We start from the raw sequence: 26456 nt of genomic DNA on the forward strand, positions 1-26456 counted from the left end.
CAGCAGGTTGATGAATGGGTTGTGGGGTCAGTGGTCGGAGGCCGGGGAAGGGGCGGCCCGGCAGGCCGGACAGCGCCCCCAGTAGATGACCTCGGCTTCGTCGATCTCGTAGCCCCGGTCGTCGGACGGGGTGAGGCACGGGGCCGGGCCGACGGCGCAGTCCACGTCCACGACGCGGCCGCAGACGCGGCAGATCAGGTGGTGGTGGTTGTCGCCCACCCGGTCCTCGTAGCGGGCCGGGGAGCCCATGGGCTGGATGCGCCGGATGAGCCCCTTCTCGGCCAGCGTGTTGAGGGCGTCATAGATCGCCTGGCGGGAGATGGCCCCGAGCTCGGCCCGGGCCAGCTCGAACACGCGGTCGGCGGTGATGTGCGGGTGTTTCGAAACCGCCCGCAGGACGGCCAGGCGCTGGGCCGTGACGTGAAGGCCGTGTCGGCGAAGGAGGTCTGCCGGGTCGTTGATCATGGAAATAGCTTACGTCGAATTCTGGATCGAGTCAAGATTTTGACATGATCCACACGTATTTCAAAAAAGACCGGACCGGTTCTTCGCACGGGGTCGTCCGGGGGATCGGGTCGGAAGGCCGGCTGTGCCGGGACGGTGCGTTTCGGGGCAGAGAAAAGAGTCCGGCGGATGCCTGCCCGGGAGGGCAGGTCACGGGCGGCGCACCATGCCGTGCGGGCGGCGCTTGCGGTCCACGGAGACGATGCGGCAGGGAGGCCCCGGCATCGACGCGGTCGGTGTGCCCGGTGGCTGCGAAATGAAAAAGGCCTCTCCGGGACGCAGGCCGGACGCGCTCGCACCTACTACCTCGAGCGGCAACCGGCCCCCGGAGAGGCCTGCAATGGGCCAGACAACGAAAGGGATCGCTCGTACAAAACGACCGCCTTGTCTGTGCGGGTTCATGGCCCGTCGGACCCGATGCGCGGGCGAAGCACCAAAGGCAGGAATGGATGATCGGTTTGCCTGCTTTCGCCCGCGCAGACCGGGTGGCTCATCATGTGAGCGGGTTGATCATCCATTCGGTCGAAACCCCCTTACCCCACAACTGCAGGGTGATGCAAGGTATCGCATAGAGCGCCCGGGTGTAAATAGGGCTCTTACCCAATCGAACGTAGGGATTTTTCCCAGGGGCTATGGTTGCAGGAACGCGGCGACGTCGGGCCGGGCCCGGAGGGCTGCCAGCTCGTCCGGGGTGGGATACTGGGGCCGGTCGCGGTCGTGGGCGACGAGGCAGAGGAACCCCAGGGGTTCGGCGCCGGCACGAAGCTGGTGCCAGGTCATCGGCGGGACGTGGACCAGGTCGAAGGGGGCCACCGCATGGATTTCGGTGCCGATCAGCACACGGCCGCGACCGCGCAGGATGACGACGGCGTGCGGGTGTTCGTGCCGCTCCAGGGACGAGAAGCCGCCGGGCACGATCTCGAAATAGCGCACCTGCACCGGCAGGCCGTCCGCCGCGTCGAAGAGCACCTGGCGGGTGACGCCCCGGAAGGAGTTTGCCTCCGGCTTGTAGGTCCGGAGGGGAACCTCTTCCCACCGGAAGCGGCCGGCATGGGGCCGGAAGCGCCGTACCGGGGGAATGCGGCGGTGAGAGGGGAAGGGGTTCATGGGACGAGGGAGGGCTTGTTCAACGATAAGGCGGCGGCGCGGTACGATTCCGTCCACGAACGCCCGTATCTCGTGGAGGGATTTCGGATTGCTTCGTGTCTTTTGGTAACCGGGTGAGGGGTGTGAGGGGTCCGTGGGCCGGGGGCGCTACGTGCGAGGGAAGCCATCCCGGCATCCCTCGCTGCGACAGCGGGGGCGGGAGAGGGCAACCCGCGCAACCGGCGTGCGGAACGGGCATCAGGGGGATCGTGTGGTGACGCCGGCGGCCGCCGCGACGCTTTCGACGAAGGCGCGGGTTCGCTCGCGCAGGGCGCCCTCGCCGGCCTCGAGCAGGCTGCCGCCGATGAGCAGCATCGTATCCGGCCCGAAGGTGGCGACGAGCTCCGCCGCCCGTTCGACCTGCATGCCGCCGGCCGGCACGGGAAAGGCCGGGCGCAGCGGGGGCATATCCGACCGGAGGGTCTCGGCGATGGCGCGGCACGTGGCGCGGGTGTAGGGAAAGCGGCCGCCGTAGTTCGTGAAGATGACGGCGTCGGCGCCGAAGAGCCGGAACAGCTTGCCGAGGAGGGTCCGGGGTGCGACGCGGTCCGCCCAGGCGAAGCTCGGGTGGGCCAGCACGGGCACGTCCAGGAGCCGGTGGGTCAGTTCGTGGAAGCAGGGCAGGCCCACGAGCATGGGAGCCACCAGCACCGCCTCGGCGCCGGCCTCGCGGGCGAGGGCGTAGCGGCGGGCGATCTGAGCGGGGGTGCCCGAGAGGTGGGGGACGTAGAGGGCCCGGTGGCCCGTGCGGGACCGGACGCCGGCGACGGCGTCGAGGCAGGCCCGGACACGCGCTTCGAAGGGGCAGAAGGGGTGGTCGGCCAGGTAGTGGTCGTCCTTGATCACGTCCACGCCGCCCTCGGCCAGGAGGCGGCACAGCCGGGCCACCTCCTCGACGGACAGCCCCACCGGCTTGAGAGCCGCCGCCGTCAGCGGGCGGCCGGCGACCCCCAGGCGCGCGCGTATCCCGTCGATGCCGAAGCGGGGGCCGTGGAAGAGCGAGCCCAGGCCCGGGGCCACCTCGAAGTCGAGCAGGCGGACCTGCGGGTGGATCGAACTGTTACCGAAGAGCACATTCAGGAACTGGGCCGCGTCGGCGACGGCAGCGGGGAGGGGCAGGGCCAGCGTTGCCCGGAAACCACCGTCCGGATCCGGTTCGAGGGCCACCTGCCGGCCCATCAGGTGCTCCCGTACGAAAGGATAGCGCCGGCCGACCGCCGGCGGCGTCTCGATGGTCTGTTCCAGCAGGACCGCCCCGGCCAGCGCTTCCACGGTGTCCTCACCGGCGTCGAGGTGGTACGTGACGTTGAAAGTTGCCATGCGGGATGCCCGGGGATACGGCCGCTCAGACGGTCACTTCCGGCTGGTGCAGGATGCGGGCACTGTAGGCGGCCCCGATGATGCCGGCCTCGTTCTGGAGCCGGGCCGGGACGAGCTCGGCCTGTGTCTCGAGCTGGTCGGCGAACTTCGCCCACTTCTTCGGGCGGCTGATGCCCCCGCCGACGATGATCAGGTCGGGGGCGAAGAGGAACTCGACGTGTTCGAGGTAGCGCTGGAACCGGCGGGCCCAGTCGCGCCAGCTCAGGTCCTCGCGCTTGCGGGCGCTGTCGGCGGCGTAGACCTCGGCCTCGTGGCCGCCGAGTTCGAGGTGGCCCAGTTCGGTGTTGGGCACGAGGGTCTGGTTGATGAAGATCGCCGAGCCGATGCCGGTGCCCACGGTGAGCACGAGCACATAGTCGTGCCGGTCCCGGCCCGCTCCGAAGGCCATCTCGGCCACCCCGGCCGCGTCGGCGTCGTTGAGGGCGAACGTCCGGCAGCCCGTATGCTCCTCGATCAGCCGGGGGACGTGGGTGCCGATCCAGCCCCGGTCGATGTTGGCCGCCGTCAGCGCGACGCCGTGCTTGACCCGCGCCGGGAGGGCACAGCCGACCGGACCCTGCCAGCCGAAATGCTTCACGATCCGGGCGACCACCTTCGCGACGGCGACCGGGGTGGCCGGCTTCGGGGTCTTGATGCGGCAACGCTCCGCCGTGAGCACGCCCCGCCTGATGTCTACGGGCGCGCCTTTGACCCCCGAGCCGCCGATGTCGATGCCGAGAATCTCCAAGGTGTTTGGGACAGGGTGGAACGAAATCCTTCCGGCGCCAAAGGTAAGCCGTCGCCCGGGTGAACGTCAAACCGCCCCGGCCCGGTGCCGCCGCCGGAACGGAATTTAGCGGCATTTTTGCGGCTCCGGTGCACGCTGTGTTTTATCTTGCGCCGGGCGGGGCCTTTCCACCCGCCTGCACGATCGACCCTTTGCCGGAGACCCGTTCATGAGACGAATCCTCCTTTTCGCCGCGTTGTTCATCTGTTTTGGCCTGAGCTCGTGCCAGTGCTCGGACAAGCCGCCCATTGGCCCGGTCGAAGGGCAGGATGCGGCCGTGATGGTGCCGGAGACGCCGGGACGGGCCTGAGCCGGCACGGACGGGTGCCGGCGTTCCTGAAGAAACCCTGCCGGATGCCGTCCGGGCGACCCGCCGTGTCGCGGGGTGCGTGTGGAACCTCGCACCCGGACGCGAGACGCTACGTCCCCCTCCATGTTCATCCCAGACGAAAAGATTGAGGAGATCCGCGCCGCCACGGACATCGTGGACGTGGTGGGGGACTACGTGCGCCTGAAAAAGCGGGGGTCGAAGTTCTGGGGGTTGTGCCCGTTTCACACCGAAAAGACTCCGTCCTTCAGCGTCGACCCGGACCAGAACCTCTTCTATTGCTTTGGTTGCCAGCGGGGCGGGGACGTCTACACGTTCGTCCGGGAGATCGAGGGGGTTGGTTTCTTCGAGGCCGTGCGCACGCTGGCCGAGCGGGCGGGGATTCCCCTGCCGCTGGAGGAGGTGCAGGCGGAGGAGGCAAACGAGGTCGAGGCGATCCTGAACGCCCTCCGCTTTGCGGCGCGTTTCTTCTTCACCCGGCTGGTGCAGGCACCGGCCGGCCGGCCGGCACTCGCCTACCTGCGGGAGCGGGGGTTCACGCCCGGGACGATCAGGCGCTTCGGTCTCGGCTATGCCCCCGACCAGTGGGACGGGCTGCTGCGGGCCGCCGAGGCGGCACAGATCCGGCCGGAGATGCTCGAGAAGGCAGGGCTCGTCATCCGCCGGGACGGCGACGACCCGGACGGCGCGCGCGCCCGCTATTACGACCGCTTTCGTGGGCGTGTCATCTTCCCCATCCTCTCGCACGTGGGCAAGGTGCTGGGCTTCGGCGGGCGTATCCTGGCGCCGGCCGCGCAGGGTACCGGCCGTGAGGAGCAGCCCAAATACATCAACTCGCCCGAGACGAAGGTTTACAACAAAAGCCGGGTGCTCTACGGGCTGTACCAGGGCAAGCGGGCCATTCGCAGCCGGGAGGAGGCGATCCTCGTGGAAGGCTACACCGACGTGATCGCCTTGCACCAGGCCGGGGTGGAGAACGTGGTGGCCGCCAGCGGGACGGCGCTCACGACGGAGCAGGTGCGGATGCTGGGACGCTACTGCAAGCGGATTCTCCTGCTCTACGATGCCGACGCGGCCGGGGCGGGGGCCACGCTGCGGGCCATCGACCTGGTGCTCGAGCAGGGACTGAGCGTCTACGCCGTGGCCTTGCCGCCGGGAGAAGATCCCGACTCGTTCGTCCGGGCCCACGGCGGCGAAGCGTTCGAGGCCTACGTGGCCGAGCACCGGAAGGACTTCGTCGCCTTCCTGTTCGAACAGGCCCGCCGCCGCGGCGCCCTCGACACGCCGGAGGGAGTGGCCGAGGCACAGCGCGCCGTGGTGGCCGCGGTGGCTCGCATCCCGGATCCGCTCGTGCGCGAGTCGTACCTGCGCCGGGCCGCCGAGGTGCTCGGCGTGCCGGACATGCAGCTCCGCCGCGTGCTCGAGGCGATACGTGAGGAGACGCACCGCTCCCGGCGGGAGCCGCGCCGGGCCGTGCCGCCGTCTCCTCCCGCCGCGCCCGGAAGGGACGCACCGCCGTCCACCCCGGCTCCCTCGGAGACGCCGGACGCCATCCTGCCGCAGGAGAAGATCCTGCACCGGCTCATGCTCGAGCACGGCATCCCGCTCGTCGAGTTCATCCTGGGGCACATGGCCGAGGACGAATTCACCGAGGGCCCTTCCCGGGAAATGGTGCGCTGCCTGCTGGAAATGTACGAGACGGGCGAGATCCGGCCCCGCAAGCTGCTCGACGGCTCCATGGGCGAGGCGCTGCAGCGGCTGGCCGCCGCCGTCCTGGTCGATCCCTACGAGCCGTCCGAGAACTGGCTGCGGCGGCAGAACATCCCCGTACCCCGGCTCAACGAGGATCCGTACGAGTCCGCCGCCAGCGCCATGACCCTGCTCAAACGCATCCGCGTCGACGCCGCCATCGCCCGAAAAAAAGAGGAGCTCTTTCAGGCCCAGCAGCGCGGTGAGGAGGTGCGCACCCTGCAGCAACAGATGATCGCCCTCCACGAGCTTCGCAAGCAGATCGAACGCCGCGCTTTCCTGAACCGTGAAGCCGGATGAGCGCAGCCCTCCCCGGCGGGGCCACCGGGCGGAGCGCGACGACGGGGGGGTGTGCAGGGGTGTTCGTTCCGGCCCGGCGTGCCGTGCAGAACCCGTGTCCTTCTTTCGGGTACATGAAGGCAGGCTTCGGACTACGAAGGCGACTTTTTTCAAAAAGCGTGGAGCGGACATGGCCGGTTCGGAAAAGGATCTCTCGACGTTGCGTGACCCGGCAGCGCAGCAGGGGGACGGGTCCGCCGCCACTGCGGTGGACGGGGCGCAGGCGGACGGGCAGGCACCCGAGCCCCTCACCTTTGCCGTGCCCCGGGCGACGTCGCCCCGGCCGGTGCCCCGCCGCGCTGCCCTCGGCGACCCGCGCCTCTTCTTCAACCGGGAACTGAGCTGGCTCGACTTCAACTGGCGCGTGCTCTATCAGGCCCTCGACGAGCGCAATCCGCTGCTCGAACGGGTACGCTTCCTGGCCATCACCGCCAGCAACCTGGACGAGTTCTTCCGCAAGCGTGTGGGCGGGCTCCGGCGGCAGAAGGCGGCCGGCGTGCAGCGCCTTTCCCCCGACGGCCGGACCCCGGAAGAACAGCTCCGCCTCATCAGCCGGGCCGTGCGGCCCATGTACCGGACGCTGACGGAAACCTGGGAGAAGACGCTCAAGCCGTTGCTCCGGGAACGGGCCGGCATCCACATCCGCGATTATGAAACGCTCGGCAAGGCCCAGAAGACGGCGCTCCACCGCCACTTCATGGCCAACATTTTTCCTATCCTCACGCCCCTGGCCGTCGATCCCGGCCATCCCTTTCCCTTCATCTCCAACCTGAGCCTTTCCCTCGCCGTCACGTTGCGCCATCCCACCCGCGGCACCGAGCACTTTGCCCGGCTGAAGGTGCCCACCAGCCGCGGGCGCTGGGTACCGCTGGACGAACCCCTCCACTTCGTTCCCGTCGAACAGGTCATCGCGGCCAACATCCGGGAACTGTTTCGGGGTATGGAGATCGTCAGCGTCCATCCGTTCCGCATCACCCGCAACGCCGACGTACGCCGCGACGAAGAGGAGGCGGACGACCTGATCGAGATGATCGCCGAAGAGTTGCGTGAGCGCCGGTTCGCCGAGGTGGTCCGCATCGAGGTGGATGCCCGCATGCCCCGGGAAGTGCGCGAGCTGCTCATGCGCGAGCTCGACCTGCAGCCGGACGATTTTTACGAGGTCGAGGGGCAGATCGACCTGGCGGACAACTCCTGGCTGGCCGACCTCGACCTGCCCGAGCACAAGTTCGAACCCTGGGAGCCGGTCATTCCCACCCGGCTCCTGCACGAGGGCGAGGCCAAGGACCGTCCGGACATCTTCGCCGTCATCCGCAACGGCGACCTGCTCGTTCACCACCCGTACGAGTCGTTCCGCGCCAGCGTGCAGCGCTTCATCGAAGAGGCCGCCGAAGACCCGAACGTGCTCGCCATCAAACAGACGCTCTACCGTACCTCCGACGAATCCCCCATCGTCGATGCGCTCCAGCGGGCGGCCGAGAGCGGCAAGCAGGTGGCCGTCCTTGTCGAGGTCAAGGCCCGCTTCGACGAGCAGAACAACATCGAGTGGGGACAGATCCTGGAGAAATCGGGGGTGCACGTCACCTATGGCCTGGTCGGGCTGAAGACGCATTCGAAGACGACGCTCGTGATCCGGGAGGAGCAGGACGGGCTGCGGGCCTACTGCCACATCGGCACGGGCAACTACAACCCGAAGACGGCTCGCCTCTATACGGACCTGGGGCTGCTCACCTGCGACCCCGATCTGGGCTACGATCTGATCAACCTGTTTCATTACCTGACGGGCTATTCCCCGGAACAGAACTACCGCAAGCTCATCGTGGCCCCGCGGGACATGCGGAAAACGTTCATCCAGCTCGTGCGGGCGGAGGTGGCCTTCCAGAAGGAACACGGCAACGGTCACATCATCGCCAAGATGAACGCCCTCGACGACGTGGAGATGATCCAGGAACTGTACCGGGCTTCCATGGCCGGGGTGCGCATCGACCTGATCGTGCGCGGGCACTGCCGCCTGCGCCCCGGCCTGCCGCGCTTCAGCGAGAACATCCGGGTGATCAGCATCCTGGGACGTTTCCTCGAGCACAGCCGTATCTACTATTTCCACAACAACGGCGCCCCGCGTGTCTTCATCGGCAGTGCGGACTGGATGCGCCGCAACCTCGACGACCGGGTGGAGGCTGCCGCCGAGGTGCAGGAGCCGGCCCTCAAGGCGCGCCTCGTGCAAACCCTGCGGCTGGCCCTGGACGACCACCGCTCCGCCTGGGAACTGCGGCCCGACGGGCACTACGTGCTCCGGCAGCCGCGTCATCCCGGCGAGAAGGGCTTTCAGGAAGTGCTCATGGAGCGGGCCCGCCACCTCACCCTGCGCGCCGATGCCCCCTGGGATATTCGCTAGGATCGCGCCGGCGGCGTGTCGAACGGCAACAATTTTCGAAATCGGTCGTCTTCAAAGGGAAAGCTCCTGCTACTGCGTCCATCCCGCTCATGGACGACCTTTTTTCTCATACACCGTCCCTCTACGGGCAGCGCGCGGCGGCACGCCGGGCGTCCTATCGCCTCCACATGCTGATCGGGCTCGTCTTTGCCCTGCTGCTCGTTTATGGCCTCACCCGCTTGCCGCTCTATCAGGTTCCGCTCCGCATCGGCTGGGATCACATTGCACAGCAATACGAGGTGATGTTGCAGGAGGCGCGGGAGGTGGCCGAGACGAGGCCGGAGCCCGGCTCGGGCGTGCCGGTGACGGCCTTCGGGGCGCAGGAGGAACAGGACACGTCCGAAGGCGAAGAAGAAGCGCCGCCGGGGCAAGAGGAGGCCGAGGAAAAGATGCGTACCCTGCCCGACGTGCCGCTGGAGCGCATGGTGCTGGCCGTTGCCGAGCAGATGCCGACCATACGCGGCGGGCTGGGGGCGTATTACATCAACATCGAATACCCGCAGGCCGCCATCGACGCCGGCATCGAAGGACGGCTCGTGCTCGACTTCGTCGTGGAGACGGACGGGCGGCCCTCCAACATCCGGGTGATGAAGTCGCTGCATCCCCTCTGTGACTCGGCCGCCGTGCGGGCGCTGCGCCAGACCCGTTTCGTACCGGGCCGTCAGAATGGTGAGCTGGTGCCGGTGCGCATGCGCCTGCCGGTCCTGTTCCGGCTCATCAACGGGCGAGATGCTGCGCAGCGCGTCGCTTCCAAGGACACGATGCGGTCGAAGCAGTAGGGAAGCCGGTGCCGGTCAGGCCGCCGGCAGGGGCGCGGGCCGGGCCGGGTAGGGTGCCGCATCCGCTACCGGCGGTGCCGTGTGGCCGGTTTCCCAGGCGATGAAGGCTTCCAGGTCGGCCCGGAGCGCGCGCACGACGGCCGTCACGACCGCGACGTCGTCGACGAAGCCGAGCCCGACGAGCGCATCGGGCAGCACGTCGGCCGGGTTGACGAAGTAGATGAGTGCCGCCACCGCGTAGACGAGCGAGCGCCAGGGCAATACCCGGTAGGTTCCGCGCACCCATGCCCGTACCAGCCGCGCGAGCGCTTGCAGGTCCCCGCGCACGCGCGCCAGGGCCTTCGGATGGCGGCGTAGCTTGCCGTAGGCGGCGCGCAGAAGCCTCGCCACCCGGGCACGTCGTTGCAGGGTGCGAGCGGCCGCATGCAGGGCGCGCGACAGTCCCCGTTGCAGCCCCGGGGGAAGCGGTTCGGGGGAAGACGGTGCCATCATCGTTGCATTTCGGATGGTGGGGGATAGCCCGCCTACGTGGACGGGTCCCATACGTTTCCGGCAAAACAAAACCCGGAGGGCGAGGGCCAGCGTACGGAAGGGGCGCATCGATCCGGCGCATGTCTTAACTTCCCGCCGCCGCCCTCGCTCCCGTACGGGGGGCACGGCGCTGATCCGTTCACCTTCTCCGTCGTTGCCATGACCTGCCCGATTCGCAACCGCTTCCGGCCCTTTTGTGCCCTGCTTTTTGTCCTGCTGTTTCCTCGCCCGCTCGCGGCGCAGGAAGTCGAGCCGGCGATGGAAACGCTCGTTCCGCCCACCCCGGCCGCGCAGCGCCTCGAAAGCACCGCCCACCGCACGCGCCTCCGCGAGACGTCGCTCGTGCGGAACGTCGCCTTCCGCAACGTCGGCCCGACGGTCATGAGCGGCCGCGTGGTCGATCTGGACGTGCGGCCCGACGACCCGACGCATTTCTACGTCGCCTTCGCCTCGGGCGGGCTGTGGAAGACGACGAACAACGGACAGTCCTTTACCCCCCTTTTCGACGACCAGGCCGTCATGACGCTCGGCGACATCGCCGTGGACTGGGCCCATGGCGAGACGATCTGGGTCGGAACGGGAGAGAACAATTCGAGTCGTTCTTCTTACGCCGGCACCGGCATCTACCGCTCCACCGACGGCGGGCGGACGTGGGAGCACCTGGGCCTGGCCGAGACGCACCGCACCGGCCGTATCGTCCTGCACCCCGAGGACCCGAACACCGTCTGGGTGGCCGCGGCCGGTCATCTCTACTCGCCCAATCCCGAACGCGGCGTCTACAAAACCACCGACGGCGGCAAGACCTGGCGCAAGACGCTCTTCGTCAATGACGACACGGGGGCCATCGACCTGGTGCTCGATCCCACCAATCCGGCCGTGCTCTACGCCGCCATGTGGGAGCGCAGCCGCCGCGCCTGGAACTTCGTCGAGGGCGGCGAAGGTTCGGGCATCTACAAGTCCACCGACGGCGGGGAGACCTGGACGCGCCTGACCACCACCGGCAGCGGCTTCCCGACCGGGCCGAACGTGGGACGCATCGGGCTGGCCGTCTATCCCGGCGATCCGAACATCGTCTATGCGCTGCTCGACAACTACAACCGGCGCCCGCCCGAGGAGGTGGAGGAGCCGCCCGCCCTCACCCGGGACATGCTCCGCACGATGACCCGCGAGGCGTTCCTCGATCTCAAAGACGAAGACCTCGAAACCTTCCTCCGCGAAAACGACTTTCCCGAGAAGTACACGGCGGCGGAGGTCAAACGACGGGTCCGGGAAGGACAGATCGAGCCGGTGGCCCTCGTGTGGTATCTCGAAGACGCCAACGCCCGGCTCTTCGACACGCCCGTCATCGGGGCCGAGGTCTACCGTTCCGACGACGGGGGCCGCACCTGGCGGCGCACGCACGAGGACTACATCGACGGGCTCTACAACTCCTACGGCTATTATTTCGGGGAAATCCGGGTGGCTCCGGAGACGCCGGAGCGGATCTACATCCTGGGCGTGCCCATCCTCCGTTCCGACGACGGGGGCCGCACCTGGACGAACATCAACGGCGAGAACGTCCACGTGGATCACCATGCCCTCTGGGTCAGCGACCGCCGCCCGGGCCATCTCATCGTGGGCAATGACGGCGGCGTCAACATCTCGTACGACGACGGCACCACCTGGGCCAAGGTGAACACCATCCCGGTGGGGCAGTTCTACGACGTGGCCGTGGACGAAGCCACGCCCTACCATGTTTACGGCGGGTTGCAGGACAACGGCGTGTGGGTGGGGCCGAGCACCTACGAGCACAGCCTCGGCTGGCATTCGACCGGCGACTACCCGTACGACGGCCTCCTCGGCGGCGACGGCATGCAGGTGGCCGTCGACACCCGCGACAACGAGACCGTCTACACCGGCTTCCAGTTCGGCAACTACTTCCGCATCAACCGCCGCACGGGCGAGCGCAGGCGCATCGGGCCGCAGCACGAGCTCGGCGAGCGGCCCCCGCGCTTCAACTGGGAGACGCCCGTCCACCTTTCCCGCCACAACCAGGACATCCTCTACCTGGGTGCGAACCGGCTCTACCGCTCGCTCGACCGGGGCGAGACGTTCGAGCCGATCTCGGACGACCTGACGCGCGGCGGCCGGCCCGGCGACGTGCCCTACGGAACCCTCACCACCATCGACGAATCGCCCCGGCGCTTCGGGTTGCTCTACACGGGCAGCGACGACGGCCTCGTGCACGTCTCGCGCGACGGCGGCTTCAGCTGGACCCGCATCTCGGACGCCCTGCCGCAGCACCTCTGGGTGGCCCATGTCGAAGCCTCCAACCACGCCGACGGGCGCGTCTATGTGGCCCTCAACGGCTATCGCTGGGACCACTTCGACCCCTACCTCTACCGCTCCGACGATTACGGACAGACCTGGACGCGCCTGGGCACCGACCTGCCACGGGAACCGGTCAACGTAGTCGTCGAGGACCCGGCCAATGAGGACGTCCTCTACGTGGGCACCGACCACGGCGTCTACGTCTCGCTGGACCGGGGCTCGTCGTTCATGCTGATGGATCACAACCTGCCCTACGTGCCCGTGCACGACCTCGAAATCCAGGCCCGCGAAAAGGACCTGGTCGTCGGCACGCACGGGCGCTCTATCTTCATCGCCAGCATCGAGCACGTGCAGCAACTCACCCCCGCGCTGCGGGCCGAACCGCTCCACCTGTTCACGCTGGACGAAGTGACGCACCGCGAGCGCTGGGGCGAGCGCCGCGCCGTCTGGGCCGAGTACGACGAGCCGGAGATCGAACTGCCCTACTACGCCCGGCAGGCCGGCCTCGTCACGATCCGCGTCCGGACCGAAGACGGCCTCCTCCTGCGCGAAATGACCGACGAGGCCGAAGCCGGGCTGAACTATCCCGCCTACGACCTCACCGTCGACCCCGACCGCGCCGGGGATTTCAACGCCCGGCAGACGGAAGAAGGCGCGAAAAAGCTGAAGCCCGCCGGCAACGGCAAGATCTACCTCCTGCCCGGCACCTACACCGTCGTGCTCTCGATGGGCGACGCCACCGCCGAGGGCAAGCTCACCGTGAAGGAACCCCGCCGCCGGTGAACGGAACGGGACCCATTTTTCGCCCCCGCCGTTCTACGGCCTCGGTCCGTTTTTCGTCTCTCCCGATGCGCGCCTCCGGGAGGCCCGCGCGTCTCATCCGCCCTACGCGACATGAATCCCTCGATCCGTCTGCTTCCTGCGCTTTTGTTGGCGCTTTTCCTCTCGGCCTGTGCCGCGACGCGGCCGGACGCGACTGCCCCGCCGGCGACGGCCCCGGCCACCGAGGCCTCCGGCGGAGAGGAACCCGCCCCCGCGCCCGTACCCGAGACGACGCCCGCGCGCCCGAACGACTGGTTCCATCGGAGCGAGGCCGACGGCGGCTATCCGGGCATCGGTGTCGAGCAGGCCTATGCCACCCTCCTGAAGGACCGTAAGCCCGCCCGCACCGTCGTCGTGGCCGTCATCGACTCCGGCATCGACATCGAACACGAAGACCTGAAGCCCAACATCTGGGTCAACGAGGACGAGGTGCCCGGCAACGGAAAGGACGACGACGGCAACGGCTACGTGGACGACCTCCACGGCTGGAACTTCATCGGCGGGCCGGACGGTCGCCACGTTCACTACGACACCTACGAGCTGACGCGCGAATACGCCCGGCTCTTGCCGAAGTATGAAGGCAAAACCCCGGCTGACGTGCCGGAGACCGCACAGGAAGAGTACGCCTATTTCCGGAAGCTGGAAGCGGAATACGAGGAGAAGGTGGCCGAGGCCCGGCAGCAGCTCGCCAACATCGGCGGGTTCCTCCCGGCAGCCGAACAGGCCACCCGCCTGCTGCAGGAGCACTTCGGCAAGGAGGAGATCACCGCCGAAGACCTGGAAACGATCGAGGACGGGCAGACCGAGCTCGGCACGGCCAAGCAGATCCTGCGCTTCATGAGGGCCAACGAGATCACCCTCAAGGACATCCGGGACTACGTCGAGCACCTCCAGGCCGACCTGGACTATCGCCTGAAGCTGGACTTCGACCCGCGCCCGATCGTCGGCGACAACTACGCCGACCCTACCGAGCGTTTCTACGGCAACGGCGACGTCGTCGGGCCCGACCCCGAGCACGGCACCCACGTGGCCGGCATCATCGGCGCGGTGCGGGGCAACGGCCTCGGCCTCGACGGCATCGCCGACGCGGTCCGGATCATGGTCCTGCGTGCCGTGCCCGACGGCGACGAGCGTGACAAGGACGTGGCCAACGCTATCCGCTACGCCGTCGACAACGGGGCGCATATCATCAACATGAGCTTCGGCAAGGCCTACTCGCCCCAGAAAGCCGTCGTCGACGAGGCCGTCCGCTATGCCGAAGCACGAGGGGTGCTGCTGGTGCACGCCGCCGGCAACAGCGGCGAGAACGTCGACGAGACGGACAACTTCCCGAACCGCACCTACGCCGAGGGGGGAGCGGCTTCGAACTGGATCGAGGTCGGGGCCTCCTCCTGGAAGGTGGACGAAACCTTCGTGGCTTCTTTCAGCAACTACGGCAGGGGGTCGGTCGATCTTTTCGCGCCCGGTGTGGCGATCTATTCGACGCTGCCGGGCAACGCATACGGCACCCGGCAGGGCACGAGCATGGCGGCACCGGTCGTCTCGGGGACGGCGGCCCTGCTGATGGCCTATTTCCCTTCGCTGACGGCGACGGAGGTGGCCGACCTGCTCCGGCGGACGGTCACGCCGTATGCCGGCCGGGAGGTCGTCGTCCCGGGTACGGACGGACAGCGGGCCGACTTTGCCACCCTCTCGGCGACGGGCGGGGTGGTCAACGCCTACGCGGCCCTCAAGGCTGCGGCCGCCATGGCCCGGTGAGTCCCCGGGGTTCAGGTGAGCTTGCCGAAGAAGCCGCGTCGCTCGAACCATTTGGCCAGTTCGAGCACCGGCACCACCGTGGCGGCCAGGGCCAGGAGCAGGCCCCATTCGGTGAGGGAGAGGTTGACCGTCCCGAAGGCTTCTTCCAGCACGGGCACCCGCAGGATCAGGTAGAGGAGGCCCAGCTCCCACAGAATGGCCAGGTTGAGCCAGCGGTTGGCGAACGGCCGGCGAAAGACCGAGTGGCGGTCCGAACGGTAGTTGTAGGCCTTGAAGAACTGGATCAGCACGAGGGAGACGAACGTCAGCGTCATCGCGTGGGGCAAGGCCAGGCCCCGGTGCAGGGCCCAGGTGAAGAGGCCCAGGTTGATCAGGGCGGACCATATCCCCCCGACCAGGGTCAGCAAGACGACGGGGCGCGTGAAGAGGCCGGCTTTCGGATTGCGGGGCGGGCGCCGCATCAGGTCCGGCTCGGGCGGGTCGACCGAGAGCGCCAGGGCCGGTAGCCCGTCCGTGGCCAGGTTGACGTAGAGGATCTGCACGGCGCTCAGCGGCAGCGGCAACCCGGCCAGCGTCGCCCCGGCCATGAGCAGGATCTCGCCGGTGTTCGAGGAAAGCAGGTACATCAGGTATTTCTTGATGTTTTCGAAGATGCCGCGCCCTTCCTCGATGGCCGCCACGATGGAGGCGAAGTTGTCGTCGAGCAGGGTCATGGCGGCGGCTTCCTTGCTGACGTCCGTACCCGTGCGCCCCATGGCGATGCCGATGTCGGCCTTCTTGAGGGCCGGGGCATCATTGACCCCGTCGCCGGTGACGGCCACCACGTGCTCGCGGGCCTGCAGGGCCGAGACGATACGCAGCTTGTGTGCCGGGGAGACGCGGGCGAAGACGTTCGTCTGCTCCACCACCCGGCAGAGGGACGCCTCGTCGAGTTGTTCCAGTTCGGCGCCGGTCAGCACGTCCTGGCAGGTACACGCCGGGTCCCCGGTGGTGAGGCCGATCTCGCGGGCGACGGCCCGGGCGGTCACCGGGTGATCGCCGGTGATCATCTTCACCGTGATGCCTGCCGAGCGGCACGTCGCCACGGCAGGTGCGGCCTCGGGGCGGGGCGGGTCGATCAGGCCGACCAGGCCGAGGAAGGTCATGTCCGTCTCGGCATCCTCGCGACCGGTCCCGTTTGCCCGGGCGCCGGGCTTAAAGGCCACGGCGAGCACGCGCAGGGCCTCTTCGGCCAGGTGCCGGGCCGTCTCCAGGAGGCGGTCGCGGTCGTCCGCCGTCAGGGGGCGGATGTCGTGCTCCATCCGCTGGTGCGTGCAGGCCGGCAGGATGACCTCGGGGGCCCCTTTGGCACAGGCGAACGGTCCTTCGGGACCCTCGTGAAGCGTCGTCATGCGCTTCGTTTCGGACGAAAAGGGGATCTCGTCGAGGCGCGGATAGCGTTCGTCCAGCGCTTCTTTTTCGAGCCCGGCCTTGGCGGCGGCCACGAGGAGGGCTCCCTCGGTCGGGTCTCCCTGGATCTCCCATGCCTTGTGTTCTTCGTCGAAGCGGAGGTGTGCGTCGGAGGCCAGCACGGCGGTGCGCAGCAGCAGGCGCACGGCCTCGGAGGGAGGTGCCGGGGTGCCGTCCCGGACGAAGTCGCCCTCGGGCGTGTAGCCGGCTCCGGTGACCTGCCAGGTCTGCCCGGCCACGACGAGGACCCGGGCGGTCATCTCGTCCCGGGTCAGCGTGCCCGTCTTGTCCGAGCAGATGACCGAGGTGCTGCCGAGCGTCTCGACGGCGGGCAGGCGCCGGATCAGGGCGTTTCGCCGGAGCAGGCGGCGCACGCCCAGGGCCAGCGAGATGGTGACCACCGCCGGCAACGCTTCGGGGACGACCGCCACGGCCAGGGCGATCCCGAAGAGGAACATCTCCAGGAAGGGCTGCCCCCGCAGGAGCCCCAGCGCGACGATCAGCACCACCACGACGAGCGCCGCGCCCGCCAGCACCCGCCCGATCCGGTCGAGGTTCTGCTGCAACGGGGTCCGGCTCACCTCGACCGTCTCCAGCATCGTTGCGATCTGCCCGAAGGCCGTGTGCATGCCCGTGGCGACGACCACGCCCCGGCCCCGGCCGTAGGTCACCGTGGTGCCGGCGAACGCCATGTTCACCCGATCCCCGACCGGCACCGACGCGCCGGTGAGCGGCTCGGTGTGCTTCGGGACGGGCACCGACTCGCCCGTGAGCACGGCCTCTTCGACCTGCAGGTTGACGGCCTCGGTCAGCCGCACGTCCGCCGGTACCCGGTTACCCGTCTGGAGCAGGACGACGTCGCCGGGGACGAGCCGGGAGGCCGGCAGGTGAACCTCCCGACCGTTGCGGAGCACGGTGGCCGTTGGGGCTGCCATCCTGCGCAGCGCCTCGATGGCCCGCTCGGCCCGGTACTCCTGCACGAAGCCGAGGAGGACGGCAAAGAGCACGATGACGAGGATGACGACGGCCTCGATGCCGTGACCCAGAAAGAGGGACAGCACCGTGGCCCCGATGAGGATGAGGATCAGCAGGTCCTTGAACTGGGCCAGGAGGAGCGACCAGGCCGTGCGGCGCCGGGTTGCCTGGAGTTCGTTCGGACCCCAGCGGGCCAGGCGCCCGGTGGCTTCCGCTTCCGTCAACCCGTCCCGTCCGGTGTGCAGGCGCTCGTACACGGCCTCGACGGGCAGGGTGTGCCAGGCCTCGTCACGCCGTTTCTCGGGGGAAGGCATGGAAGCGGTGGGTTCGTCCGGGGTGGCGGCCGCGGTCGAGGCGAGCGGTCAGGGAGCCGGGGCGGCGTCGGCGTAGTGGAGGTGGTTCACCTGCCGGCCGTTCTTCCAGAACCGGTAACAGACGTGCGGGCCGGTGGCTCCGTCGGCCGTTCCTACGGGTCGGCTGCGGGTTTCATCTACCGCTTGGGCTTTGGAGACCCTGACGACATCTCGGCCCGGCTTGGACGTGGTTGCACCGCCCGGTCGCTTCGTTCCGCTGTCTCGCCGTATCGCGGCGCATACGGTTGTTCGAACCGGTTCGTGGTCCGGATGCACCTTGTGACGCAACGGTTCGCTCACGCTCACTTTCAACGCGCTTTTGTTGAGACAGGCTTGGCCTGATGGTGCAGGCGTGTGGGAGGATGTACCTCCTGCCCGTGGGGCCGGGTCTCTGCATTCCCGGGCGTAACGTTCAGTACCAGCCGAGCTTAAAGCCCCACCGGCCGATGTCGAGGGCGAAGGCCAGGCCCCAGTAGAAGACGAAAAACGTCCCGCCGGCCACAAGGGCCAGTCCGCTCAGCAGGACCGGTTGGTGCGGTTTCTCGGCGGCCCATCGGACGAGGCGTCTGCCACCCAACCATACCATCACAGCGAAGAGTACGGCCATTACGGCGATCTGGCCGAGACCCTGCACCATCATGACGCCCGCACCGTAGAGCGGGCTCTCGGCGCTCGCGGCGTAAGTCAGGAACTCCCGGAAGACAGGGAAGGGCCGGCCGACGGCGAAAAGACCGACGAGCGTGCCGATAATGCCTGCCTTTGCCGTCGTCGTGCCGAAAAAGGCGCGAACCGGTAGGGCAACCCGTTCCACCAGTGCGCCGGCGAACCCGAGTTCGACGATGCCCCACACCAGCATGACGAGGCCGATCGTCGTAAACACCGTCTGTGCCTGCGCGAGCCGTGCGCCGCGTTCGTTGTACGCCGCGACCCCTTCCGCGCCGAGCGTGCCCACATACAACCCGTACGCCGCGCACACGACGAGCACACCAGCCACGAACGCTCCCAGTGCCCGCCAGGGGCGCGCCCCCTGCCGCTTCCGGTCGGTCGAGCAGATAAGCCCCGGCAGCATGGCAAAGACGACGCAGTTACACGCGGTGAACGTGGCCGCGAGGCCGGCAATGGCGGCAAAAAGGAAACCGAAACCCGCGCCGTATGCGTCGTAACCCTGCGCGAGTCGGGACGTGTCGCCGATGGTTCTGCCGGCCACCACGTCTCGCCCGAAGCCGTCCACCACGTGGTAGTTCCAGAAGCCTGCGATCACCACGGCCGCAGCAATGGTTACGAGGGTCCAGCGCAGCAACCGGGTACCTCCGTAGACAACGCACGGATTCGCTGGGTCCAGCGTACCGTGTACCACCTTCGTTTGCATGGGTGCGTCTGCCCGTTGAAGCACGTTCTGCCGGCAATATCGTCTCGGGTCCATCTCGAAAGCACCACACGACCCGGTGACATCATGGGACGTATAGTACGAGACAAGCACTGATTACACAATAACCTCCTTGCTAAAAGTCGCTCTGTACACGGCCTCGACGGGCAGGGTGTGCCAGGCCTCGTCACGCCGTTTCTCGGGGGAAGGCATGGAAGCGGTGGGTTCGTCCGGGGTGGCGGCCGCGGTCGAGGCGAGCGGTCAGGGAGCCGGGGCGGTCGCCGGGGCGGCGTCGGCGTAGTGGAGCGGGGCCTGTTCCAGGCGGGGCAGGAGGGTGTTGCGCAGCGTTTCGAAGGCGGTGCGGTGTCTGGCCTGGACCGGCTCGGAGGAGGGGAATTCCTCGCGGAGGTGGTTCACCTGCCGGCCGTTCTTCCAGAACCGGTAACAGACGTGCGGGCCGGTGGCCAGGCCGGTGCTGCCCACGTATCCGATCACGTCCCCCTGCCGCACGCGCACGCCGGGACGAATGCCCTTTGCAATCCGCGACATGTGCAGGTAGCCCGTCGTGTACGTGCCGTTATGGCGGATTTTGACGTAGTTGCCGTTGTATTTCGCATAGCGGGCCTCGACGACGACGCCGTCGCCGGTGGCGCGGATGGGGGTGCCGGCGGGTGCGGCGTAGTCGGTGCCCAGGTGCGCCTTGTACCGTTTCTGCACAGGGTGGAACCGCCGCAGGTTGTACCGGGAGCTGATGCGGGCGTACTTGACGGGCGACATGAGGAAAGCCTTGCGCAGGCTGTTGCCTTCCTCGTCGAAGTAGTCGGCCTGTCCGTCTTGCTCGAAGCGGAAGGCCAGGTAGTCGCGCCCGGCGTGGGTGAAACGGGCGGCCCGGATGCGCCCGAGCCCGACCGGCTCGCCGTCGATCCGGCGTTCCTCGTAGATCACCGTGAAGGCGTCGTGCTTCTGGATGCGGTAGAAGTCGATCTGCCAGGCATAGATCTCCGAAAGCTCGATGGCCAGCGCCGGATCGATGCCCTGTTCGTCGAGCGTCTCGTAGAGGGAACGGGTGATGACGCCGCTGGCCGTGCGTTCGACGGTTTCAACGGGGCGCTGCCGGGCGTAGACCCGTACGGAATCGCTCAGGTCGAAAACGACGTAGTTGACCGCATCCTGCGCGTAGACCAGGTAGCGGGCCGTGCCGAGGGAGTCGTCGAGGTAGAGGCGATAGGGGCGGCCGGCGCGAAGGTGCCGGCGCACGTCGAAGACCGGTCGGGCTTTCTCGGCCGCGCGGACGATGGTCGGATAGGGCACCTCGTGCGGTACCAGCAGATCGGCGAAGGTCTCGTTGCGGCGGATGCGTGCCTCGACCGTGCGGAAGGCGTCGGCCGCGAAGCCGTATTCGTCGAGCACGGGCAGGGGGGTGACGGCAGAATCCGCCTCGGCCTCGGACGTGGGCGGCGGGGCCGGGTCGGGCGGGAGAAGCGCAAAGACGGACAGGCCGCTCAACAGGAGGAGCGGCAGGATCAGCCGGAGGCGCCGTCGGGGAACGGACTGCATGGGATGCTCGGTCGAAGAACGGGTGAAACGGTACGGGAAAACGTGTTTGCACCGGCGGAATATAGGGGTTCTCCCGGGTTATCGGCAAAAGGGGCGGGGAAGAAAGCGAGACGACCGGAACGCGGGAGGAACGCACGGTTTCTTGTTGCCCGCGGATGCCGTAATTTGGCGCGCCGTTGCCACGAACCGTTTTCGTAGCTCATGGCCCGCATCGTCATCACCCGTGCCCTGCCCGAGGCCGGGATTGCCGCGCTCCGCCGTCGTCACGAGGTGCATGTTCACGACCTCGGCCCGCATACCGGCGGGGATGAGGATGGCCTCATCGCGGCGGCCCGGGAGGCCGAGGCCCTCATTTCCATGCTCGACAACCCGCTCACGGCCCGGGTGATCGAGGCCTGTCCCCGGCTGCGGGTCATCGCCCAGTATGCCGTCGGGTACGACAACATCGACCTGGAGGCGGCACGGGCCCGCGGCATCGTCGTCACGCACACCCCGGGCGTGCTGACCGACGCCACGGCCGACTTCACCTTTGCGCTGCTGCTGGCGCTGGCCCGTCGCCTGCCCGAAGCCGAGCGCTACGTGCGCGAGGGCCGGTTCCGTCGCTGGGAGACGATGCTGCTGCTCGGTATGGAACTGCGCGACAAGACGCTCGGCATCGTGGGCCTCGGGCGTATCGGGGCGGCGGTGGCGCGGCGTGCCCTGGCTTTCGGGATGCGGGTGGTCTATCACAGCCGCCACCGGGCCAACCCCACCGTCGAGCGCATGGCCGCCGCCCGGTACGTTTCGATGGACGAGCTGCTCGCGACGAGCGACGTCGTCTCCCTGCATTGCCCGCTCAACGAGCAGAGCCGTCACCTGATCGATGCCCGTGCCCTGGCGAAGATGAAGCCCACGGCCCTGCTCATCAACACCGCCCGCGGTCCGGTCGTCGACGAGGCGGCGCTGGTGGAGGCGCTCCGGGCAGGCCGCATCGCCGGTGCCGCCCTGGACGTGTACGAGCGTGAGCCGGAGGTACATCCCGGCCTGCTGGAGCTGGACCGGGTGGTACTGGCGCCGCACCTGGCCAGCGCCACCGTCGAGACGCGCACCGAGATGGCAAGCATGTGCGCCCGTGCCGTGCTCGCCGTGCTCGACGGGGAAGAGAAGATCCCCTACCGCCTGGTGTAGCCCGCACAGGCTCCCCCGAAAAAATGGCTTCCTCCGCCGCCGGGACGGAATCCGCGCGAGGGTGCCTGTTCGGTTTAACCCCCCTGCCTCGCGCGCTTCCCGTTCCCGTCGTGCGGAGGAAGCCGGAAAAAATCGCCGTTCGCCGTCTCAGATGTGGATGTTGACGAGGGAGAGGGCGAGGGTATACCGCCCGCCGTGGCCCATCATGTCCGTCTTCGGGGTGGCGGCGACGCTGAGGCCGAACTCGTAGGCGCGCGTGCGCAACCCCAGGCCGGCGCCGATGGTGAGCGCGCCGTCGCCGCCGTAGCGCACGCCGGTCCGCAGCGGGACCGGGCCGAGCCGGTGTTCGATCCCGGCATGGAAAGAGGGTTTGCGCGTCGGGTTGCCCGGGGCGTCGTTCAGGGCCATCGAAAGGCCCATGTTCAGGGTGGTGCGGCCTTTGTACCAGGCCGAACCGAAGTGGAAGGCGGCGGGCAGGGCCGTCGAGAAGCCGCCGTGGACGCGGTGGACCTCGTCGTAGGCGTCGCGGGCCAGGCTGTCGAGCACGCTCCGGGCATAGCGGCCCAGGCTGCCGTCAAACTCGTCGTTGATGCGCGACTGGTTCAGTTCGAGGCCCTCGAAGCGGAACGTGTGGTTGACGGGCGAGAGCGTCTGGGCATCGCCGTCCCAGGCGACGGAGCCGAGGTCCGTGACGGAAGCGGCCACGAGCACGCCCGGGGCAGCCACGTAGGTGAGGCCCAGGTCGAGCCCCAGCCCCTTGCCGGCGACGGGTCCGAAGGGACCGGAGAAGGAGGCTTCCTCGAACGGCGAGGCTTTGAACAGATCGACGGCGTCGAGGAAGTCGCGGCTGAACGAGCCGGCGGCGCGGATCGTGTAGTCGAAGGTCTGGATAAGGGCTTCGTCGGTGATGGAGACCGTGGCGGTGTAGGTGCCATCGACGTAGCTGGTGCCCAGGACGAGCTTGGGCGCGACGCCGACGAGGAGCCGGTCGAAGCGCCGGCTGAAGGCCAGCGAGACCTCGGTCGTCGCCAGGGTGTGGAAGGTGGCGTCGAGGGGGAGGTCACGGTTCTCGCCGGTGCCGCGCAGCAGCAGGTCGAGCCAGCCCCGGTTCACGCCGAAGCTGTTGTGGGATCTCGCGCGCACGGCCAGGCCAAACGCCCACGCGCCTCCCCGGACGGTGACGGCCAGGGGGACGACGTCGGCGTAAAGCCCGGCACGGCGCAGTTCGTTGGCCTCAGCGGCGCCGAACCAGCCGTCGAGCATCCGGGTGATCTCGGCTTCACCCAGATGGCGCCCGGCGGCGAGGTAATCGTTGTAATAGTTGAACTGGAGGAGACTCCCGCCGCTGTAGGCAAAGGTGTTGCCCAGCGTGAGCACCGCCCGCGCCCCGCGGTCGGAGAGGACCAGGTTGGCCGGGTTGAAAAGGATGGCGTCGTTGCCCCGGACGAAGGCCGGGCCGCCGCCGGCGGTGCCGAGCAGGGCTACGCCGCGGGTTTCCGCCTGGCCCCGGGCGTCCGGTCCGGAAAGCCCGCAGAGGAGGGTCGAGGCGAGAAGCACCCGCACGGCGTGTGTGCCGCAGAGTCGAAGCAGGGTGGTCATGAACGGTCGTGTGGATGTCATGTCATGAAGGCGAAGGGAGGGGGCAACGATCCCCGGTCACCGGCCGCCGACCTTAACTTCGAACCGGAAGTCGCCGTGGAGGCTGAGGCGGAGGGTGTCGTCGGCACGGAGGCGGGCGGGGGATCCCGCCTGCTCGCCGGTCTCGACGGTCAGGGCCAGCCGGATCTGCCGGCCCCGGCTGAGCTGTCTCAACTCGTCTTCGCTCAGGGTGAACTCGAGCAGCCCGGAGCGGGGCTCGGCGCTCAGGCCGGCGTCGTCTTTCACGGCCGGGACGAGCCGGAGGGCCGGTTTATCCGGGGCCGGGAAGCTGATCTCGACCTCGCCCAGGTCGTTGAGGACTTCCAGCCGGGTGTCCACGCCCAGGGGGAGGCCGTTCTCGTAGGTGAGGCGCAGCGAGGCCCCTTCGAAGAGCACCTCTTTGGACGGGTCGGTCAGGTCGGCCAGATCGGTCAGGTCGGCTTCGAGCTCGTCGCGGAACGTGAAGTCGCCGGCGAAGTTGAGCGGGACGGCCGCGCCGATCGCCGCCGAGAGCTCCAGCGGTTCGGCGAGCACGTCGCGGCCGCCGCCGGCCTGTACGAGCACCTTGCCGACGTAGCGTACCTGTTCGGGCAGGGCGCTGATGAACTCGTCCACGTTCGAGTTGGTAGCGTCCAGCACCACGGTGCGGGTCACCGCCTGGCCCGGTGCGGGCGCACCTTCGATGGGTAGACGGATCATCTGCTCGGGGCGGACCGGTACGCCGCCGGCGAGGAACGTCCCGGCCAGCGTGTCCCCGGCGGCTACGGCATAGTCGCCCTTGCCCTGGAGGAAGACCGTCTTGCCGGCGGCCGTCGTGCCCAGGAGGACGGCGTAGAGCTCCAGGTCGGTCGTCACATTGGTGCGGATGTTGAAGGTGAACGCGCTGCCCTCGAAGCGGAGGCCGTCGAAGTCCTTCTCGGTCAACGCGCTGAGTTCGTCCAGGCGGGTCACCTCGGCGTCGGCGTCGCTGAGCACGTCGAGGTGGCCGTCACCGTCGCCATCGGGGGTGACGGCCACGGCGAAAGGCTCGATGAAGGCGGCCACGTCGTGCACCCGGGCCTCCCGGACGCGGATCGAGGCGCTGATCGCATCGGTGGCGGTCAGTTCGCGGACGTCGGAGGACGTTTCGCTGCGGGCGTAGATCCGGTAGGTGAGGCGGTTGTCACGCGGGTAGATCCGGACGTCGCGCAGGTCGAGTGTGGCGTGGCGGGGGCCTTCGTTCCGGTCGAGCCGGCGGAACTTGTGCGCCCCGGGGTCGTCGGTCGATCCCTGGAAGTGGATGACGAGTGTGTCCTGCTCGCGGTAAGGCGGCCGGCGGAAGTCGGGCAGGCTGATGTCGACCCGTTCGAGGGCCAGATCCATCCTGTTGATGAGGTCGCTGATCTCCAGGAGCCCTTCCTTCAACGTGACGTAGTCGTCGGCGGAGGTGAAGCGCACGTCGCGCACGTCGAGCTCGATGATGCCGGTTTCGGTGAAGGTTTCCCCGTTCGGCCGGAAGACGAGCCGGTCGATGAGCGCCTCGCCGTCGAGGCTGAGTGCCAGGCCCTGGCCGGCGTCGAGCGTGACGGTCCGGGACGTCCCCCCGCTGGAGGCCCGTACCGTGACCGAGACCCGCGTGCCGATGCCGACGGCACCGAGGTTCACCGGGACACCGACCGTGCCCCCGGCGGGCACGTCGACGCCGGTGAGCGAGAGGATCGTCGAGCCCGCCGGAAAACCGGCGACGGCCTCTTCGTTCCGTACCTCCAGGGCGTCGATCCGCACGTCGATGGGCAGGGTGTTCGTCACGTGCAGCGTGGCCTGGCCCGTCCGCGTGACGATTTCGGTGAAGACGACGTCCCCGGTGTCGAGGAGCAGGTTTTCCCTGGAGATATCGATTTCGGACTGGGCCGGGATGTGGTGGACGCGGGTCTCGCCGTAGCGCAGCGGGGCGAGGGTCATCTTGAGGCGCACCGCCCCCGGATCGTCGAGCAGGGGCTGGACCTGCCCGCCGGCCCCGACGTTGAGGCGGTATGTGAGCGCGTCGACGGTGAACGTCTTGCCGGCCACGCTGAGGTGGACGGTGGCCCGCTCGCCGGGGCCCACGAACCCGAACACGGCGGTGCCGAGGACCGCGCCGTTCTGAAGCAGGGTGATCCGGGGTGGCTGGGACGGATCGGTCGCCGCGGTCAGGGGTTCGGGCAGGTCGTTGATGAGCTCGAGTGTGAAGGCGTTGACGCCGGCGGTTTCATCCGTGAAGCGGACGGAGGCCAGGCTCAGGTCACTCAGGGTTACGAGATCCACCTTCGGGGGCACGAGAAAGTTGGGGACCTCGACCGTGGCCTCCCCGGCCTCGGGGTCGGGCAGGACCGGCATTTCTTCGGAGAGCGCCGGCGGCAGCGGCGTTTCGGCCGGGTCGAGGGTGAAGATGCCCAGCGGTCGCTCGTAGGCCGTGCCGAATCGCTGCTCGGCCAGCTCGCCGATGGAGACGGACAGGTCCACCGGGGCCACGTTCAGGGCCGGCAGTGCGCCGTCGAGGCTGCCGATGGCGAAGTCGTCCAGGTTCTGGACGAGGTAGACGGTGTTGTCGGTCTCGCTGACGGTGAACAGGCTATCGAAGGCGGAGGTCGTCGTATCGATCAGGGCCTGGTGCCCGGTGGCGCTGGGGCCCATGAACACGAACGTCTGATCAAAGATCAGCGGGGCACGTACGCCGGGGGAAAAGGAAAAGTCGGGACCGGAAGAAGGCAGGTCGCAGGCGCTGACAAGCAGGAGGAGCAGGGGGAAGGGCGCGAGGAGGTAAGGTCTGGAAGGAGAACCCGGCATGGCGGTACGGCTTTGATGGAACAGGCTTACTTCGGGGCCGGCTACGGGAGCGGCTTCCAGGGGCTGATGCGAACGTGCAGAGAGCACCCTTCTGGTTTGGCACCGGCAGGGCAGTCTCCGGGAAAGGGTCTCGCTTCGTGTGGCGCCGGGGGTGTCCTGTGGATCGGCGCCGTCGGAAAATTTTTAAGTTTTGCCTGCCTGCAGGGACGTCGCCCGGCGGGCGCAGGCGGGGGATCCCGGCGAATCCGGTTCTTCCGGACGCTCCCCGTCAGCGAAACCATCCGGGAGGACGGGGGTGTCAGC

17 protein-coding genes are annotated in these 26456 nt (G+C 68.3%); 7 read left to right on the forward strand and 10 right to left on the reverse strand.

The window, feature by feature from the left end; all coding sequences use genetic code 11:
* Positions 1 to 27: 27 nt before the first annotated feature.
* The 4 genes from GQ464_RS16710 to ppgK form a co-directional block, all read right to left on the reverse strand.
* Complete coding sequence (locus GQ464_RS16710; RefSeq protein WP_228350386.1) at positions 28 to 465, reverse strand: Fur family transcriptional regulator; 438 nt, start codon at positions 463 to 465, stop codon at positions 28 to 30.
* Between the two features lie 669 nt (positions 466 to 1134).
* On the reverse strand, positions 1135 to 1611 hold the full coding sequence (locus tag GQ464_RS16715) for a cupin domain-containing protein (protein ID WP_166973919.1): 477 nt from the start codon (positions 1609 to 1611) through the stop codon (positions 1135 to 1137).
* Between the two features lie 237 nt (positions 1612 to 1848).
* Complete coding sequence (locus tag GQ464_RS16720) at positions 1849 to 2970, reverse strand: RuBisCO large subunit C-terminal-like domain-containing protein (RefSeq protein WP_166973922.1); 1122 nt, start codon at positions 2968 to 2970, stop codon at positions 1849 to 1851.
* Between the two features lie 25 nt (positions 2971 to 2995).
* Positions 2996 to 3757 (reverse strand): polyphosphate--glucose phosphotransferase, encoded by a 762-nt coding sequence (ppgK, locus tag GQ464_RS16725; protein WP_166973925.1) that lies wholly within the window; start codon positions 3755 to 3757, stop codon positions 2996 to 2998.
* Positions 3758 to 3965: 208 nt separating this feature from the next.
* Between ppgK and GQ464_RS16730 the strand changes: the two genes are divergently transcribed.
* From GQ464_RS16730 to GQ464_RS16745, 4 genes are all read left to right on the forward strand, one after another.
* The gene (locus GQ464_RS16730; protein WP_166973928.1) at positions 3966 to 4106 is read left to right on the forward strand and encodes a hypothetical protein; all 141 of its coding nucleotides are present in this window, start codon (positions 3966 to 3968) and stop codon (positions 4104 to 4106) included.
* A 123-nt stretch (positions 4107 to 4229) separates the two neighbouring features.
* Entirely contained in the window at positions 4230 to 6173 is a 1944-nt protein-coding gene (dnaG, locus tag GQ464_RS16735; protein WP_166973931.1) for a DNA primase, read from the forward strand.
* Positions 6174 to 6342: 169 nt separating this feature from the next.
* Positions 6343 to 8604, forward strand: coding sequence for a polyphosphate kinase 1 (gene ppk1, locus GQ464_RS16740; RefSeq protein ID WP_166973934.1), 2262 nt, complete (start codon positions 6343 to 6345; stop codon positions 8602 to 8604).
* A gap of 89 nt (positions 8605 to 8693) precedes the next feature.
* Positions 8694 to 9422, forward strand: a complete 729-nt coding sequence (locus tag GQ464_RS16745) for an energy transducer TonB (RefSeq protein WP_166973937.1) — start codon at positions 8694 to 8696, stop codon at positions 9420 to 9422.
* A gap of 15 nt (positions 9423 to 9437) precedes the next feature.
* On the opposite strand, the gene GQ464_RS16750 is transcribed toward GQ464_RS16745, so the two are convergent.
* Entirely contained in the window at positions 9438 to 9914 is a 477-nt protein-coding gene (locus GQ464_RS16750) for a YkvA family protein (protein WP_166973940.1), read from the reverse strand.
* Positions 9915 to 10112: 198 nt separating this feature from the next.
* Between GQ464_RS16750 and GQ464_RS16755 the strand changes: the two genes are divergently transcribed.
* Together GQ464_RS16755 and GQ464_RS16760 are read left to right on the forward strand one after the other, a co-directional pair.
* On the forward strand, positions 10113 to 13046 hold the full coding sequence (locus GQ464_RS16755) for a WD40/YVTN/BNR-like repeat-containing protein (RefSeq protein WP_228350387.1): 2934 nt from the start codon (positions 10113 to 10115) through the stop codon (positions 13044 to 13046).
* Positions 13047 to 13157: 111 nt separating this feature from the next.
* A complete protein-coding gene (locus GQ464_RS16760; protein WP_166973943.1) occupies positions 13158 to 14843 on the forward strand; it encodes a S8 family peptidase in 1686 nt (561 codons plus the stop codon).
* 11 nt (positions 14844 to 14854) lie between these two features.
* On the opposite strand, the gene GQ464_RS16765 is transcribed toward GQ464_RS16760, so the two are convergent.
* From GQ464_RS16765 to GQ464_RS16775, 3 genes are all read right to left on the reverse strand, one after another.
* Positions 14855 to 17581 (reverse strand): cation-translocating P-type ATPase, encoded by a 2727-nt coding sequence (locus GQ464_RS16765; protein ID WP_166973946.1) that lies wholly within the window; start codon positions 17579 to 17581, stop codon positions 14855 to 14857.
* 451 nt (positions 17582 to 18032) lie between these two features.
* Positions 18033 to 18920, reverse strand: a complete 888-nt coding sequence (locus tag GQ464_RS16770; RefSeq protein WP_228350388.1) for a hypothetical protein — start codon at positions 18918 to 18920, stop codon at positions 18033 to 18035.
* Between the two features lie 327 nt (positions 18921 to 19247).
* A complete protein-coding gene (locus GQ464_RS16775; RefSeq protein WP_166973953.1) occupies positions 19248 to 20543 on the reverse strand; it encodes a peptidoglycan DD-metalloendopeptidase family protein in 1296 nt (431 codons plus the stop codon).
* A 201-nt stretch (positions 20544 to 20744) separates the two neighbouring features.
* Between GQ464_RS16775 and GQ464_RS16780 the strand changes: the two genes are divergently transcribed.
* On the forward strand, positions 20745 to 21710 hold the full coding sequence (locus GQ464_RS16780) for a 2-hydroxyacid dehydrogenase (RefSeq protein WP_166973956.1): 966 nt from the start codon (positions 20745 to 20747) through the stop codon (positions 21708 to 21710).
* A 147-nt stretch (positions 21711 to 21857) separates the two neighbouring features.
* Here GQ464_RS16780 and GQ464_RS16785 read toward each other — a convergent pair whose 3' ends face one another.
* A complete protein-coding gene (locus tag GQ464_RS16785) occupies positions 21858 to 23309 on the reverse strand; it encodes a DUF5723 family protein (protein ID WP_166973959.1) in 1452 nt (483 codons plus the stop codon).
* Between the two features lie 57 nt (positions 23310 to 23366).
* Positions 23367 to 26153: a hypothetical protein gene (locus GQ464_RS16790; protein WP_166973962.1), complete on the reverse strand. Its 2787-nt coding sequence runs from the start codon at positions 26151 to 26153 to the stop codon at positions 23367 to 23369.
* Positions 26154 to 26456: the final 303 nt, after the last annotated feature.

Source organism: Rhodocaloribacter litoris (assembly GCF_011682235.2).
Taxonomy (GTDB): Bacteria; Bacteroidota; Rhodothermia; order Rhodothermales; family ISCAR-4553; genus Rhodocaloribacter; species Rhodocaloribacter litoris.